Source organism: Urbifossiella limnaea, assembly GCF_007747215.1.
Taxonomy (GTDB): domain Bacteria; phylum Planctomycetota; class Planctomycetia; order Gemmatales; family Gemmataceae; genus Urbifossiella; species Urbifossiella limnaea.
Genome location: NZ_CP036273.1, coordinates 1,916,455 through 1,930,428, shown reverse-complemented (window position 1 = coordinate 1,930,428; position 13,974 = coordinate 1,916,455). Strand labels below are relative to the sequence as shown.

Sequence of the window (13,974 nt, the reverse complement as noted above, 5' to 3'; positions counted from 1 at the left end):
CTCGGAAGCGCGGCCGTCGGTGGCGTGACGGGAGCCGCACAGAGGGGACGGCCGCGGCGGGCGGTCATTTCACCGGCGGCTGCACCAGCCCGGGCGTGTCCGGCTCCAATCTTACCGGCCCGGGTCGTGAAGCCGGTGTGAATGAGAGGCGGTCCCAACCGCCCGTCCAGATGATGTCCGGATCGCCCTGGCCGTTGCCGAGTTGGAGGTACGGCAGCGGCGACACCTTCGCCCCGTCCGGCGCGTGAAGACGGACGATGCGAACGCGGGTAGCTTCGTTCGCCGCCTCCGCGGTGAAGCGGACTTCGAGCTTGAGCGCCTCGCCGTCGCGCTGCGCGAGCGGCCGCCGGTGGCTACGGACAGTCACGGTGCCGGCGTCGGCCTTGCGCGGGTTGTCGTTAAACTCCAGCTTCCACTCCTCGACGGTCACCGTCTTCCCGTCGGCGTCGGTGCGCGTGCCGGCCTGGTACCAGACGTGGTCCTTCAACTCGACCGCGGCGCCGAGGTGCAGTTGCTGCGTCACGCCGGGCGTCTTGCCGACGCGGAACGGCCGGCTCACGGCCGTGTACAGCTTGCGGTCGAACTCGACGAGCGGCCCGTGGACCGCGAGCGGCAGCGAACGGTGAACCGGCCCCGGCTCCTTGCCGGGAACGACCCGATCGACCTCGTTCAGCTTGGTGATCGACACTGTCGCCGGGCCGCCGAGGTAGCCGGGGCGGAACTGCACCCAGCGCTCCCAGGCGCCGCCGAGGGCGCGCGGGCGGTAGGAATCGAACCACGTCTGCGAGTAGAGGTTGTTCGGCGGCCGCGGCAGGTCGGCCGGGGCGAGTTGGAGGAGCCACCGCTCGGAGAGTGGGGCCGGCGGCTGGGCCGGGCTCAGCCCGGCGGCGACGACGAGTGTGGCGAACACGGTAGAACCTCCGGGCGAAACAGCCCGAGGGTAGCGGCCGAGCGGCCGGCGGTCGAGCGACCGTGACAGTGGCGTTACGCCCGACCCGGCAGCGGGTACAGCTCGAACACCTCGTACCCGGCCTCGACCATGCCGAGGGACTGGTACGTGGCGCGGGCGCGGGCGTTGGCGTGCTCCATGTACAGCCGCACGCCGATCACCCCGGGGTCGGCCGCGGCGCGGGTCAGCACGTCGGCGAAGAGGGCGCGGAAGACGCCGCCGCGGCGGGCGTCCGGGCGGACGTAGACGCTCTGCACCCACCAGAACCAGCCGTTGCGCCAGTCGCTCCACTCGTAGGTCAGCATCAGCTGGCCGACCACCTCGCCGCCGCGCTCGGCGATCGTGTACACGCCCTTCGCGGGGTCGGCCAGCGCCGCCCGCACGCCGGCCGCGAGCACCGCCGGGTCGAGGTCCCGTCCTTCGCTCTCGCGGGCCAGGGCCGCGTTGAACTCGCACACGACGGCGGCGTCGGCGGTGGTGCCGCGGCGCAGGGTGACGGGCATGGGGGCTCCGGCCGGGGTCAGCCGGCCTCGGCGGTGTTCGCCGCCTGCGGCGGCGGGGCCAGCTCGTACAGCTTCTCCAGCAACTGCTTCATCGTCACCGGGCGGATGAGCACCACGCCGTGCTTGTGCTGCCGGGCGCGGTGCCGCAGGCTCTCCTGCTCCTCGTTCAGGATCAGGATCGCGGCCAGGTCCACGCCGATCGTGTCGGCCTCCTTCAGCACCCGGCTGTACGCCTCGACGCCGTCCTCGCCGACGGTGCCGGCGTCCACGATGAGGGCGTGGTACGGCTGCTGCTGGAACCGCCGCAGCGGCTGGCCCGGGTCGATCGACATGAGCACCCGGTAGCCGTGGGCCTTGAACTTCTCGCGGAACGCGTCCTGCAGCTTGGCGTTCCCCTCGACCACGAACAGCGTGTGCGGCCCCTCGGCCGTCCGCGACCGGACCGCGAGTACGGACCCGATCCCCAGCTTCGCCCGGCACTCCTGGATGGCGTTCACCAGCTCGGCCGGCGTCTGGTACCGGCGGATCGGGTCGAACGCCACCATCTTGGCGATGAGCCGTTGCAGCTCCGCCGGCATGCCGTGGGCGGGGCCGCCGTTGGCCAGCGTGTCCTCGACCTGCTGGTACCGCCGGGCGGCCATCCGGGCCTGCTTGTCCTTCGTCACCGGCATCAGCGGCTCGCCCGTCACCATCTCGTACAGCACGGTGCCGAGGAAGTAGATGTCGCTCCGCACGTCGCCCGGCTTGCTCGCCGTGGCCTTCTCCAGCCCGGCGTAGTCCACCGTCCGGTCCACGGCCACGTCGTCGTCCTTGTCCGACTGCTTCTGGAGCTGGACCGACCCGCCCATGGTGGTGATCTCGGCCAGCCCGAAGTCCACCAGCTTGGCGACGCCCTGCGACGCGATGAGGATGTTGGTCGGCTTGATGTCGCGGTGCGTCAGCCCCTTGGCGAACGCGCCGCCGAGGCCGGCGGCGCACTCCTCCATGATCCGCAGCGACTCGTCGACGCCGATCTTCTTGCGGATCGAGATCAGGTCGCGGAGGTTGCCGCCCTCGACGAACTCCATGACGAGGTAGTACTGGCCGGTCTTCGGGTCCTGGCCGACGGCCAGCATGCTCACCACGTTCTGGTGGCGGAGCGTCATCCCGAGTTTGCCTTCGCGGACGAACAGGTCCACCTTCTGCTTGTCCATCGTCCACTTGTTGCGGAGCACCTTCACGGCCACGACCTGGCCGGTGCGCGGGTCGTCGCCGCGGTACACCCGGCCGAAGCTGCCGGACGCGATCTTGTACAGGATGCGGTAGCCGCCCAGGTAGTACCCGTCGGTGTCGCCCTTGCGGACCTTGCCGCCCTGCCACGGGGTGATGACGCCCTTCCGCTCCATGAGGCGGATCATCTCCTCGCCGGGGGCGCCGGGGTCGTCGAGCTCGGCCAGCAGGTCGCGGACCTGGGCCTCGGACGCCAGGTTGAGCTTGACCGCGAACTGCCCGATCCCGGTGGCGTCGAAAGAGGTGGACATTACCGGAACCGTCGGTTGGGGGAGACGCGGACGCTCCCACCATACCAGCGCCGCCGCCGGCGGGCAACGCGGCCGGCGGCGAGCCGGGCCGCGGCCGCGGCCGGGTGCCGTGACAGCCGCGCCCACCGGCGCTCACGCGGCCCGGCTCACCGCCCCACGCCTTCGGACGACGCCTGGAGCTGGGTGAAGTCGAGGTACGCCAGGTACAGCAGCGCCCCGAGCACGGCGTAGCAGGTCGCGGTGCCGGGCAGCGACGGCGAGAACAGCTTCACGGCGCTGCCGGCGAACTTGTTCAGCTTCACCCGGAGGCCGCTCAGGTTCACCGAGTACAGCTCGTCGAGGACGAGGTGCGACAGGAACCCGGCCATGACGCCGAACCCGAACAGGAGCCGCGTCGGCCGGTGGTCGGAGTGGTAGCCGAGGTACACGACGAGCCCGGACACGAGCATCGCCGGCACGCTGTGGAACATGCCGCGGTGGACCGTGAGCCGCTTGAACACGGCCCGCACCCAGTACCGGATGAGGACGTACCCGAACACCATGCTCGCCAGCACGCCCTCGCGGGTGAGGCCCATCTGGATGAGCCGCGGGATCATGACGAGCGGCGCCATGACGGCGGCGAGCGAGAAAAGCTCGCGGACGGGGACGCCGCTGTCGCTGTCGAGGTCCGGGAGCATGCCGCCGACGGCGGTGAGGGCGGCGGCGAGAATCGCGGTCTCGGTGGGGAACCCGAACGGCTGCACGGCCGCCGCCCCGACGCCGACGCCGAGGATGGTGGAGACGGTGATGTGGGTGCGAAAATCCGCCATGGCCGACAGGGTGACGGCGCCGCCGGGCGCCGTCAAGGCCAACGGCCGGCACGCGGCTACCGCTTCAGCCCCGGCGGGAGCTCCTTCAGCCGCTCCAGCTCCAGAATCTCGGTGAAGTACCAGGCCGCGCCGGTCGCCTTCTTCGTGCCGACGCACTTCGACGGGTAGCGCACGCCGTCGTGCTCCTTCCAGGCGCTGAACCGGTGGGTGTCGGCCCGCCAGTCGATGCGGACGAGGCGGGCGTCGCCCTGGTCGAAGTACAGGTCCATCGGCGGGGTGACGGTACCGCTGACGCGGAGGCCGAAGGCCGGCTTGTCGCCTTCCTTCACGCCGGGGATGGCCTCGACCTTCGACTTCGGGTCGGTGATCGCCCCCAGCGTCCAGCCCCACACGAGGAACGTGGCCGGCTCCTTGTCCTCCTTCACCCGCTCGCGCTTGCCGAGCCACCACGCGGTCGGCGGCTCCAGCACCGACACGCGCTCAGCGCCCTTCTTGTCGGGGTCGGGGCTGACGTTGAGCCGCTCGCGGATGCGGAACAGCTTGAGTTGCTTGTCCGCCCCGCCGACGGCCTTGACCGCCCGGTCGACGAGCGCGCGGGCGTCGGATTCCGGCTGTGCCGCGGCCGACAGCACCGAAACGCACCCCAGCACGAACAGGCTCAGCACGCGCATCCGACACCTCCACGAGGGAATCAACCCGACGGGGTACGCCGACCGGATCGCGCGGACCACCCGGAGCATACTCCGCGGCAAGCGGAATGCGCACACGGCCGCCGCGGGTCGCCGGACATAAAGCTCCGCAGCGCGGGGTCCGGCGTCTGCAACACGGTCCCTTCAGCGGTCGTGCTTTGCCCCGTCACGCCGCTGTGCGACGTGCCACAAGACGCCTGCGGGATCGACGACATACGCGATGAGCAGCCCCCACGGCTGCATGGCCGGAGCCCTGGGCGGCGGCACACCGAACCGCTCCGACAGCTCAAGTGATTCGATGTGCTCCCACCACGCGGCGAGGTCATCGACCATCAGCTGCATCATGCAGTTGGCCGCCCACTCCTCGTGGAAGTACCTCTGCAGGATGAACCCGCCCGAGCCGGCGTTAAAGATCGCGACTTCGCCGTCGAGGGTCTTCTCGAAGCCAAGCGCCTCGTAGAAGCGCTTGGAATGGTCGAAATCCTTCGCGGGGAGGAACGGACGCACCAACTCTGTCCCTGTCGGAACGCGGCTCATCTTCCAGTCTACCTCCGCCGCCGAACATCCAGCTCAGCAGCGGCACCCGCCAGTGTGAGCTGTGGTCACGAGAAACCTACAGGCGGGGGCCGTCTGCTGCAGCGCGGGGTTCGGCGGGTCACACGACTGAGGCCCGATCCGGCACCCAGTACTCCAGGGCGCTGGCATCGAATCGCTGCTCCAGTGCCTCGACCCCCTCCCGTACCTTGAACTCCCGCTCGGCCGCGGTGATCGGCAGCAGCCAGAGGAAGTGGAGGTGCCCGTCGCGGAGGTTGCAGACCTCCAGCTCCGGGCCGAACGGGTACGGCAGCGACACCAGGAAGTAGTCGCAGGACGACCCGGGGAGCCACGGCTCCCCGATCGGGAGCGTGTGCCCGGCACCCAGCCCGCGCCGCCCGTGATACCACGCGGCCATCGTGACCAGCTCGACGTGCCGCGGGTCCCGCTCAGGGGCGGCGATCAGGAACTCCAGCCGCGGGTCGTCGCGGGCCTCCCACGCGCCGACGGTGGCGTACACCCACAGCCCGGTCCGCGGGCCGGGGGCGAACTCGGCCACCCGCAGCCGGGGCAACTCCTCGGCGGCCGGGCCGAGCGTCCACTGGCGCGCCCGGTAGGCGTGCCCGGCGAAGAACCACCGCAGGTGCCGGCGGACGACCGCACTCGCATCGGCTCCCGCCACCTGCGCACCTCCGCCGCCGAACGAAAGCTCAGCTGCCCGGCCCGCACCAATACGCTATGAAGTCCCAGAAATATTGAGGCGGGCCGGGTCCGGTGCCGCGTACAGTTCGGCCGGCCTACCCTCACCGCCTAACCGGAGCCGCGCTCCGTCGGTCCGCTCCGCGACCGGCACGAGTTCGCCGACCCGCCCCAGCCCGTGCGGCGGCATTCCGCTGTAGATCGCCTCGTAGCCGCCCGCTGGGACCAGATACGTCTCGTGCCAGATCCCGACGTCCCCCCGGCACCCGGCCATCCGCCGGTTGAACGCCACCCAGGCCGGCCAGTGCTCGCTGTCACGGCTGCGGGCGTATGCCTCAAGGTGGACGAACGACCGCCAGTACTGGACCACCGTCGTCCTGCAGCTGAAGTAGCCCAGGCACCCGGCCTCGGGCCGGCTGGCCAGCTCACGGAGCATCCGTCGCATGGCCCACAAGACCGGTAGCCACTTGTGGATCTTCCACGGCTTGTTGATCCGCATCCCAACTAGGAAAACGACGAACGGCCCCTCGACCCGCACGGTTAGCCGTTCCCGGTGGATCCTTCCCATCCGGCATACCCCTCTCGCGCAGCCGAACCATTGGTTATCCCGCGCCGGCGCGGCCTATCACATGCACCGACCGGCGCCAGAATATCGGCCGCAACCACTGGCCGCAAGGGAAACTACCGCCGACCCTCCGACGGCTGCCCGCGCGACCTATCCCACTAACGCACCCCGCGCCGCACCGGCTCGGGGGTGACGACGAACAAGTGATTCGAATACGCCGTGCGCAGCCTGTCGCGCCGGCGAAACCGCAGTATCGCCGCGCCAGCCTCGCGGCTGGCCAGGCTAACCGACATGCGGGCGAGTGTCAAACCACGCTCCCAACCCTGCCGAATCGACGCGCCTACGTCCGCGAGCACGGACCCGCTATCCTCACCTCATCCTTCATCCCACAACTTTCATCCCTTCCGCCATGCCCGACTGGTCCGCCGCCCGCGCCGCGGTCATGCTCGACCCGGCCGTCACCATGCTCAACGCCGGGTCGTTCGGACCCGTGCCGCACGCCGTGTTCGACCGCGTCACCGAGCTGCGCCGCCAGCTCGCCGAGGGGCCGACCAACTTCCTCGTCCGCACCGTGCCGCCGCTCCTGTGGGGCGCCCGCGAACGCACCGCCGCGTTCCTCGGCACCCGGCCGGAACGGTTCGTCTTCACGTCGAACGTGTCCGCGGCCATCAACCTCGTCGCGTCCGGGCTGCCGGCCGTCGAGCCCGGCGAGGTGCTCCTCACCGACCACGAATACGGCTGCATGGTGTGGGTGTGGGAGCGCTTCGCCGCCCGCCGCGGCCTGACCATCCGCACCTTCCCGCTGCCGACGATGGCCGCCGACCCGGCCGAGATCGTCGCCGCCGCGGAAGCCGCCTTCAGCGACCGCACCCGGCTGTTCTTCTTCAGCCACGTCCTGTCGCCGACCGGGCTGGTGCTGCCGGCCGCGGAGCTGTGCGCGGCGGCGCGACGGTGGGGGATTCGCACGGTGGTCGATGGCGCCCACGCACCCGGGCTGCTGCCGCTGGACATCGACGCGGTCGGCGCCGACTACTACGCCGGCAACCTGCACAAGTGGGTGCTGGCGCCGACGGGGGCCGGCTTCCTGGCGCTCGGGACGAACTGCGAGGCGATCGAACCGCTGCACGTCAGCTGGGGCTACAAGCCGGACAGCTATCCGCTCGGCGACCCGCGCGGCAGCGCGCACCCGGACGCCCCCGACGCCTTCGGCTCGACGCCGCGCGTCCGCTTTTTGGAGTTCGAGGGGACCCGCGACCCGTGCCCGTGGCTCGCCGTCCCCGCGGCGCTCGACTTCCAGGACGCCCTCGGCTGGGACAACGTCCGCCGCCGCGCCGCCGAACTCGGGGCGTACACCCGCGGCGTGATCGACCTGCCGCCGGCCACGCCCGTGGGGCTGAGCGGCACCATGACGGCGTTCGAGTTGCCCGCGGGTACCGACGCAGCGGCGCTACGGCGGGCATTGTGGGACCGTCGTGTAGAGATCCCGGTGATCGAGCGGCCGGACCGGTTGCTGTTGCGGGTCAGCCACCCGTTCTTCACGACGGAATCGGAGCTGGACCGCCTCGCGGCCGTGCTGCGCGAGGTGTTATAGCGCCGCACACCCCGGCGCGGTAACACGTTACGGCGTTCACCGCACCGCGGCGACGGACCGACATATTTTTGTGTATTGGACTCAATTCGTGCCTCGACCCCCCGGGGGGGTCGGTGACACACAATGGACCCGGTACGAACGACGCCGCCCGCCGTGGCTCACGGGTAGGATGGGGTATCCGCTCCCCCCGGAGGCCGAGCCATGACGCCGCGGCACGTCGAACACGTCGAGCTGTCCGGCCACATCCTCGATTCGCTGCTGCTGCCCAAGGTGCTCGACGCCGTGGTCACCCGCGGGGCGACGTACGAGGTGCAGGAGTTCCGCGTCGGCCGCACCCAGGGCGACGCCTCCTACGCGCGGCTGGAGATTCGCGCCGACTCGGCCGAGCAGCTGGACGCGGTGCTGACGGAAATCCTGTCGCACGGCGCCGCGCCGGTGCACCCCGCCGACTGCGCCGCGGTCGGCGCCGACCTGGACGGCGCGTTCCCCGACGGCTTCTATTGCAGCACGAACTTCCGCACGCAGGTCCGGCTCGGCGGCGAGTGGGTGGACGTGGCCGGCCAGGAGATGGACTGCGGCGTCGTGCTCGACCCGCCGCGGTGCGTGCCGATGGTGGGCGTGAAGCGCGGCGACCGCGTGGTGGTCGGCCGCGCCGGCATCCGCGTGCTCCCCGAGGAAGCGGCGGCGAAGCGGCACGAGCTGTTCGAGTTCATGACGAGCGCGGTGTCGAGCGAGAAGCCGAAGGGGGTGAGCACCCGCGAGATCGCGCACGCGATCCGCCGCACCCGCGCCGCCGGCGAGCAGGTGCTGGCGGTGCTCGGCCCGGCCGTGGTCCACACGGGCGGCGCGGCCCTGGTGGCGGGGATGGTCCGCGAGGGGTTCATCAACGTGCTGTTCGCCGGGAACGCGCTGGCCACCCACGACATCGAGCAGGCGCTGTACGGGACGAGCCTGGGTGTGTCGCTGGAGAAGGGCATCCCGACCGCCGAGGGGCACGAGCACCACCTGCGGACGATCAACACCGTCCGCCGGCACGGCAGCATCCGCGCCGCGGTCGAGGCCGGCACGCTGACCAGCGGCATCATGTACGAGTGCGTGAAGGGCAACGTGCCCTTCGTACTCGCCGGCAGCATCCGCGACGACGGCCCGCTGCCGGACGTGGTGACGGACTCGCTGGCGGCCCAGGACGCGATGCGGGCGCTGCTGCCGGGCGTGGGGTTCTGCCTGATGGTGGCGACGACGCTGCACAGCATCGCGGTGGGGAACCTGCTGCCGGCGTGGGTGAAGGTGGCGTGCGTGGACATCAGCCCGGCGACGGTGACGAAGCTGATGGACCGCGGCAGCACGCAGACGGTCGGGATTGTGTCGGACGCCGAGCCGTTCCTGCGGGCGCTCGACGCCGAGCTACGCCACGGGTGAGTCGGCTTCGACCACCGGCCGGCGCTTCAGGTAGAAGTGGACCGGCGGCCAGACCAGCAGCGGGATCGCGGCGCTGACGACGAGCCCGACGGCCGGCCGGTCGAGGTAGTGCTCGCCGAGGACGCCGAACGCGAAGCCCATCGCGAAGCTGCCGCACGCCAGCGCCGCCGAGAACGGCCCGACCCGCATCCGCGCCGCCCCGGCGAGGCAGCAGAGCGCCTCGGGCAGCAGCGGCATCCACCGCGACAGGGCGACCGCCCACAGGCCGTGCCTGGCGAAGAAGCGGCGGAGTTTCTCCAGGTCGGAATCGCCGGCGAACAAGCGGATGGCGGGTCGGCCGAGCCAGCGGCCGCCGGCGTAGGCGACGAGCCCGGCGAGGGTGGAGCCGACGCCGCCGACGAGCCCACCGAGGGGCGGCCCGTACAGCATCCCGAGCCCGGCGATGACGGCCGTCGAGGGGACGGGGAGGACGAGGTCGGCGACGATGAGGCCGACCCCGACGAGCCACGCCCAGCCGCCGTACTCCTGGAGGCGCCGCAGCCCTTCGGGGCCGGCGAAGGCGGCGTCGATCTCGTCGTCGAAAAGGAAGACGGGAATCAACGTCAGGGCGACGCAGACGAAGATGATCACGTACAGGCGCATGGCGGCGACGTAGCGTCTGACGGCGTCGGGGTCGAGCCCGAGTTCCCGCCGCTGGTTGACGAGGCGGTCACGGCACGGGCGGGCCCTTCGGGTGGAGCTTCAGCCGGGCCTCGTACTCGGTGCTCAACACGTCGCGCACCAGACCCTTGGCGATCAACTCGCGCTCGGGCGTCGCCCCGAGGTCTTTCGTGTCCGCCATCCACCGGTCGAGCGCCCCGCGCATCGTGCGGAGGGTGTCGGCGTGGGCCGGGTCGGCGGCGAGGTTGCGAACCTCGTGCGGGTCGGTGCGGGTGTCGTACAGTTCTTCCGCCGGCTTGGTCCGGGCGAAGAACAGCCGCTGCGTCGGGGTGAGCGTGCCGGCGAACGCCAGCCGCCGCCAGTCCTTCATCACCGGCATCTCGTCCAGGTAGTTCAGCCACTGGGCGTACGGCAACTCCGGGTGGAAGTTGCGGACGTACCGGAAGTGCGGCCCGCGGGCGCTGCGGATGCGGTCGTACGTCTCGTCCATGCGGTCGCGGCAGCTGAACACGTATTCGGGCGCCGGCCCCGTCCGCGGGCCGACAAACACTCGCCCCTGCATGTGCGGCGGCACCGCGGCCCCCGCGATCGTGAGGAACGTCGGCGCCAGATCGATGAACGCCGTCAGGTCGTCGCGGACGGTGCCGGGGCGGACGACCCCGGGCCAGCGCACCAGCAGGGGGATGCGGGTGCCGCTGTCGTAGCACCAGCGCTTGCCGCGCGGCAGCCCCCACCCGTGGTCGCCGAAGAACACCACGATCGTGTTCTCCGCCCACCGCCGCTCGTCCAGCAACCGGAGCACGTCGCCGACGAGGTAGTCGAGGGCGGTGATGTTGTCGTGGTACTTGCCGACGCACTCGCGCACGACCGGCGTGTCGGGGTAGTACGGCGGCAGCGCCACCCGGCCGCGGTCGCGCTTCTCCTCGGGCTTCAGCCGCGCCGTGTTGCGGGCGTACGCTTCCGGCGTCGCCCGCACCTGGCTTTCGTGCGTCACCGTGTAGTTGATGTAAGCGAACCACGGCCGGTCGGTCGGCAGCACGGCGGGGTTCTTCGTCCAGTCCTGCGTCGTATCCACCCACGCCTTCGGCAGGTCGAAGTTGAAGTCCGTCTTGCCCGGCCACGCGACGAAGTAGCCGGCCTTGCGGAGGTAGTCGACGAACAGGTCCGGCGTGCGGGCGAGCTTGGAGCGCATGTGGTGCGTGCCGAGCGTGGTGGGATAAACGCCGGTGATGAGACCGCTGCGGCTCGGGGCGCAGACCGGGGCGTGGGTGAACGCGCGCGTGAAGCGGGCGCCCTGGGTGGCGAACCGGTCCAGGTTCGGGGTGACGGCGTCGGGGTCGCCGTAGCAGCCGAGGCTCGGCGAGATGTCCTCGGCGCCGATGAGGACGATGTTCGGGCGGGGTTGGGCCAGCGCGGGCGAACCGGCCGCGAGGAGTACGGCGGTGACGAGGTAGCGCATGGCGGCTCCGGGAGAGAGATTCACTCGGCGTCGACGACGAGCGACGCGAAGACGGCGCGGAACACGGGTTCGGCCACGGCCCGGTCGTACTCGCCGACCTGCCCCATCAGCAGCAGCGGGCCGCCGGGCGTGTCCAGGCAGCGGGTGAGGCAGGCGACCGACGTGTCGAGCGTCAGGAAGTCGATGTCGTGGCCGATGGCCGCGCGGCCGGCGAGCGTCTCGACGGCGTCGTCGGCGTCGAGTTCCTTGTACTCGGCCCGGAGTGCGGCGAGCGTCTGGTCCGCGAGTTCCGCGGGCGTCTCGGCCTCGGGCCGTAGCGACACCAGCAGGAACGCGGTGCCGGGGCTTTGCAGCACGACCGTCCAGCCGGCGCCGTCGTCGTCCGCGGCGTCGGGGTCGGGCCGCCAGTTGCCGGGGTACTGAAAGCGGATGCCGTCGCGGTCGAAGGTGTCGATCATGTCGAGGTTCGAGTTTAACGCGGTGTGTTCGACGTCGGCTGGTCCACTGTGAACTCTAAACACTGAACCCGAAACTGTCAGCGGGGTTCGACCACGAACGTCGGCACTACCGACCCGCCGGCGGCGACGTTAACCGGCGCGTCGGCCGCGAGCCGGGTGAGGCAGCCGCTCACGAACTCGCCGAACGCCACGAACGGGCTCGTCTCCACGTACAGGTCCCGGACCTCGACACGGCCACCGTCGGCCACGGGGAACGGCTCCCGCGGCAGGCCCACCCGCCGCTGCACCACGAACGGCTCCTCCAGCGCCCGCCGCACCGCGGCCTCCCACGCCGGCTGGTCGACCCGCCAGCCGGACACGGTCCCCTCCGCGCCGAGCGTGTCGTTCGGCCGCAGCACCAGCGAGTCGCGGTTCGCCAGCACGTGTGCCACGAGTTCGACCCCGGCCCCGTCGGCGGTCGTGCGGCGGTCCTCGACGACGCGCGTCCACGGCACGTGCGCCGCGATCAGGTCTCGCTGCCGGGCCGTGAACAGGTCGGCGTTCCGCTCGTCGCTGAGGACGGCGAGCGAGGCCTTCTTCCCGAGCAGCAGGCCGCGAAACGGGTTAACCACGCAGGCCGCACGGTCGCGGGCGGCACGGAACAGCGGGTGCTCCAGCCCGCACCGGGCGGCGAGTTCGCCGGCCGCGACGCGGCGGTACACCAGCGTCGCGTGGAACTCGCCGGCCCGGAGCTTGCCGCCGTCGTACTCCAGGTCGCGCGGGTCCACGATCCGCGCCTCCACGCCCATCGCCCGGAAGTAGTCGTAGAAGAGCACCAACTCCGCGAACGTCGGGGCGTCGCGCCAGTCGAGGATGGCCACCCGCGGCGCCTCGGTCGACGTGCCGCGCCAGCGGCGGTACGAGTCGGCGAGGGCGTGCAGGGTGCCGGCCCGGTCGATGACCGGCCACGACAAGAACTTGCGGCTGAACTCCTGGAACGCCGGCAGCCCCTGGAACAGGCGGGCGAGCGAGTCGGAGTAGCCGGCGCCCGCCGTCGTCTCGGTGTTGAACTCGGTGAAGACCAGTTCCGACTCGGACGCGAAAAAGGCGTCGAACCGGCCGGCGGGCGTCGGCTCGGGGAAGCCCGGGTCGAGGGCGAACAGCTCGTCCTCCCAGTCGCGGAGGCGGAACTGGCGGCGGAACGCCGGGTCGGCCGCGGCGCGGGTGTGGGCCGCCCGCAGCGCCGGCAGCAGCCCGCTGGCGGTGTCGTGGAGGCGGCGGAACTGCCCGGGCGTGAGGAACCGCGGCCGCAGCACGCCGCACACCGGGCGGCCGGCGTAGACGAGGCCGCGGGCGTCCTGGCCGTGGAGGAGTGCGGCGGCCGACTCGGCGGCGAGGCCGGGGTCGGCGGCGAGGAGGGCGTGGTACGCGGCGGCGGCGGTCATCTCGGCTGCACCCCCTCCGACGACCGGAGCGGCGCGGGTCGGCCCCGCGGTCCGCAGACACATCATGTTCGGACCCCCACAGCGTACCGCGCTGCCGCCCGGCCGGGTACGCCGACCCGGGGGCTGGCCGATCGCGTCACGCGCTCGTTCAATAGATTCTAATGAACAACCTTGCCGACGCACCAGCCGTTCGCTCCACCGTGCTCGTAGTCGAAGACGAACCTACAATCATCGTCATGGCCCGAATGGTCCTGGAACGTGCCGGGTACGCCGTCCTCGGCGCGGCCAGCGGCCCGGACGCTGTAGCCGTGTTCCGCGACAACGACCAAATAGCGGTCGTCGTGCTCGACCTGAATCTCCCGGGGCTCAACGGCTGGGAGGTGCTGGCGGAACTCCGGCGGCTCCGGCCGGACGCCCGCGTCGTACTCACCACCGGCAGCACCATCGACGACACGCCCGCCGCTGAGCCGCAACACCTGCCCACGGCAGTCCTTCCGAAGCCGTACCGGCCCGCCGACCTAGTCGCCGTCGTCGGGCGCCTACTCGCCGCCCGCTGACCCTCTCGTCGAAATCATTGTTTCCGGCCGAGGGGGGTCGATCCCCGGAAACATGTCACCGACTCATCAAGATCAGCGTCGGAATGGGAATCCTGCGCTGGCCCGCCGCCTGGGTGCGGGGTAAGATTCTGTAACTCC

General features: G+C 71.2%; 15 protein-coding genes. 3 read left to right on the top strand and 12 right to left on the bottom strand.

Features of this window, described 5'->3' with window-relative positions; translation table 11 throughout:
- Positions 1 to 64: 64 nt before the first annotated feature.
- The 8 genes from ETAA1_RS07690 to ETAA1_RS07655 all read right to left on the bottom strand — a co-directional run bounded on the left by ETAA1_RS07690 (position 65) and on the right by ETAA1_RS07655 (position 6,271).
- Positions 65 to 910 carry a hypothetical protein gene (locus ETAA1_RS07690; protein WP_145235919.1) on the bottom strand — a complete coding sequence of 282 codons (846 nt, stop codon included), beginning with the start codon at positions 908 to 910 and terminating at the stop codon, positions 65 to 67.
- A 74-nt stretch (positions 911 to 984) separates the two neighbouring features.
- Positions 985 to 1,452, bottom strand: a complete 468-nt coding sequence (locus ETAA1_RS07685) for a GNAT family N-acetyltransferase (RefSeq protein WP_145235916.1) — start codon at positions 1,450 to 1,452, stop codon at positions 985 to 987.
- 17 nt (positions 1,453 to 1,469) lie between these two features.
- Complete coding sequence (locus ETAA1_RS07680; protein WP_145235913.1) at positions 1,470 to 2,972, bottom strand: serine/threonine-protein kinase; 1,503 nt, start codon at positions 2,970 to 2,972, stop codon at positions 1,470 to 1,472.
- A 146-nt stretch (positions 2,973 to 3,118) separates the two neighbouring features.
- Positions 3,119 to 3,817, bottom strand: a complete 699-nt coding sequence (locus ETAA1_RS07675; protein ID WP_145235910.1) for a metal-dependent hydrolase — start codon at positions 3,815 to 3,817, stop codon at positions 3,119 to 3,121.
- A 20-nt stretch (positions 3,818 to 3,837) separates the two neighbouring features.
- On the bottom strand, positions 3,838 to 4,452 hold the full coding sequence (locus tag ETAA1_RS07670) for a hypothetical protein (RefSeq protein WP_145235907.1): 615 nt from the start codon (positions 4,450 to 4,452) through the stop codon (positions 3,838 to 3,840).
- Between the two features lie 162 nt (positions 4,453 to 4,614).
- Positions 4,615 to 4,977, bottom strand: coding sequence for a VOC family protein (locus ETAA1_RS07665; RefSeq protein WP_202920735.1), 363 nt, complete (start codon positions 4,975 to 4,977; stop codon positions 4,615 to 4,617).
- Between the two features lie 148 nt (positions 4,978 to 5,125).
- A complete protein-coding gene (locus tag ETAA1_RS07660; RefSeq protein ID WP_202920734.1) occupies positions 5,126 to 5,686 on the bottom strand; it encodes a suppressor of fused domain protein in 561 nt (186 codons plus the stop codon).
- 54 nt (positions 5,687 to 5,740) lie between these two features.
- Positions 5,741 to 6,271 carry a DUF4188 domain-containing protein gene (locus ETAA1_RS07655; protein WP_145235901.1) on the bottom strand — a complete coding sequence of 177 codons (531 nt, stop codon included), beginning with the start codon at positions 6,269 to 6,271 and terminating at the stop codon, positions 5,741 to 5,743.
- Between the two features lie 406 nt (positions 6,272 to 6,677).
- On the opposite strand from ETAA1_RS07655, the gene ETAA1_RS07650 reads away from it, so the two are divergent.
- Together ETAA1_RS07650 and ETAA1_RS07645 are read left to right on the top strand one after the other, a co-directional pair.
- Entirely contained in the window at positions 6,678 to 7,859 is a 1,182-nt protein-coding gene (locus ETAA1_RS07650; protein WP_145235898.1) for an aminotransferase class V-fold PLP-dependent enzyme, read from the top strand.
- A 201-nt stretch (positions 7,860 to 8,060) separates the two neighbouring features.
- Complete coding sequence (locus tag ETAA1_RS07645; RefSeq protein ID WP_145235896.1) at positions 8,061 to 9,278, top strand: ornithine cyclodeaminase; 1,218 nt, start codon at positions 8,061 to 8,063, stop codon at positions 9,276 to 9,278.
- Here ETAA1_RS07645 and ETAA1_RS07640 read toward each other — a convergent pair.
- From ETAA1_RS07640 to ETAA1_RS07625, 4 genes are all read right to left on the bottom strand, one after another.
- Positions 9,264 to 9,920 carry a TVP38/TMEM64 family protein gene (locus ETAA1_RS07640; protein ID WP_145235893.1) on the bottom strand — a complete coding sequence of 219 codons (657 nt, stop codon included), beginning with the start codon at positions 9,918 to 9,920 and terminating at the stop codon, positions 9,264 to 9,266. The two genes, ETAA1_RS07645 and ETAA1_RS07640, sit on opposite strands and share 15 nt — an antisense overlap.
- 67 nt (positions 9,921 to 9,987) lie before the next feature.
- A complete protein-coding gene (locus ETAA1_RS07635) occupies positions 9,988 to 11,397 on the bottom strand; it encodes a sulfatase family protein (RefSeq protein WP_145235890.1) in 1,410 nt (469 codons plus the stop codon).
- A gap of 20 nt (positions 11,398 to 11,417) precedes the next feature.
- Positions 11,418 to 11,855, bottom strand: coding sequence for a hypothetical protein (locus ETAA1_RS07630; protein ID WP_145235887.1), 438 nt, complete (start codon positions 11,853 to 11,855; stop codon positions 11,418 to 11,420).
- 77 nt (positions 11,856 to 11,932) lie between these two features.
- Complete coding sequence (locus tag ETAA1_RS07625; protein ID WP_145235884.1) at positions 11,933 to 13,279, bottom strand: hypothetical protein; 1,347 nt, start codon at positions 13,277 to 13,279, stop codon at positions 11,933 to 11,935.
- A gap of 161 nt (positions 13,280 to 13,440) precedes the next feature.
- On the opposite strand from ETAA1_RS07625, the gene ETAA1_RS07620 reads away from it, so the two are divergent.
- Positions 13,441 to 13,836 carry a response regulator gene (locus ETAA1_RS07620; RefSeq protein ID WP_145235881.1) on the top strand — a complete coding sequence of 132 codons (396 nt, stop codon included), beginning with the start codon at positions 13,441 to 13,443 and terminating at the stop codon, positions 13,834 to 13,836.
- Positions 13,837 to 13,974 lie beyond the last annotated feature (138 nt).

Excerpts from the sequence above, each read along its gene's own strand:
- ETAA1_RS07685 (WP_145235916.1), bottom strand. The coding sequence starts at position 1,452 with ATGCCCGTCACCCTGCGCCGCGGCACCACCGCCGACGCCGCCGTCGTG.
- ETAA1_RS07680 (WP_145235913.1), bottom strand. The coding sequence starts at position 2,972 with ATGTCCACCTCTTTCGACGCCACCGGGATCGGGCAGTTCGCGGTCAAG.
- ETAA1_RS07670 (WP_145235907.1), bottom strand. The coding sequence starts at position 4,452 with ATGCGCGTGCTGAGCCTGTTCGTGCTGGGGTGCGTTTCGGTGCTGTCG.
- ETAA1_RS07655 (WP_145235901.1), bottom strand. The coding sequence starts at position 6,271 with ATGGGAAGGATCCACCGGGAACGGCTAACCGTGCGGGTCGAGGGGCCG.
- ETAA1_RS07650 (WP_145235898.1), top strand. The coding sequence starts at position 6,678 with ATGCCCGACTGGTCCGCCGCCCGCGCCGCGGTCATGCTCGACCCGGCC.
- ETAA1_RS07645 (WP_145235896.1), top strand. The coding sequence starts at position 8,061 with ATGACGCCGCGGCACGTCGAACACGTCGAGCTGTCCGGCCACATCCTC.
- ETAA1_RS07640 (WP_145235893.1), bottom strand. The coding sequence starts at position 9,920 with ATGCGCCTGTACGTGATCATCTTCGTCTGCGTCGCCCTGACGTTGATT.
- ETAA1_RS07635 (WP_145235890.1), bottom strand. The coding sequence starts at position 11,397 with ATGCGCTACCTCGTCACCGCCGTACTCCTCGCGGCCGGTTCGCCCGCG.
- ETAA1_RS07630 (WP_145235887.1), bottom strand. The coding sequence starts at position 11,855 with ATGATCGACACCTTCGACCGCGACGGCATCCGCTTTCAGTACCCCGGC.
- ETAA1_RS07625 (WP_145235884.1), bottom strand. The coding sequence starts at position 13,279 with ATGACCGCCGCCGCCGCGTACCACGCCCTCCTCGCCGCCGACCCCGGC.
- ETAA1_RS07620 (WP_145235881.1), top strand. The coding sequence starts at position 13,441 with ATGAACAACCTTGCCGACGCACCAGCCGTTCGCTCCACCGTGCTCGTA.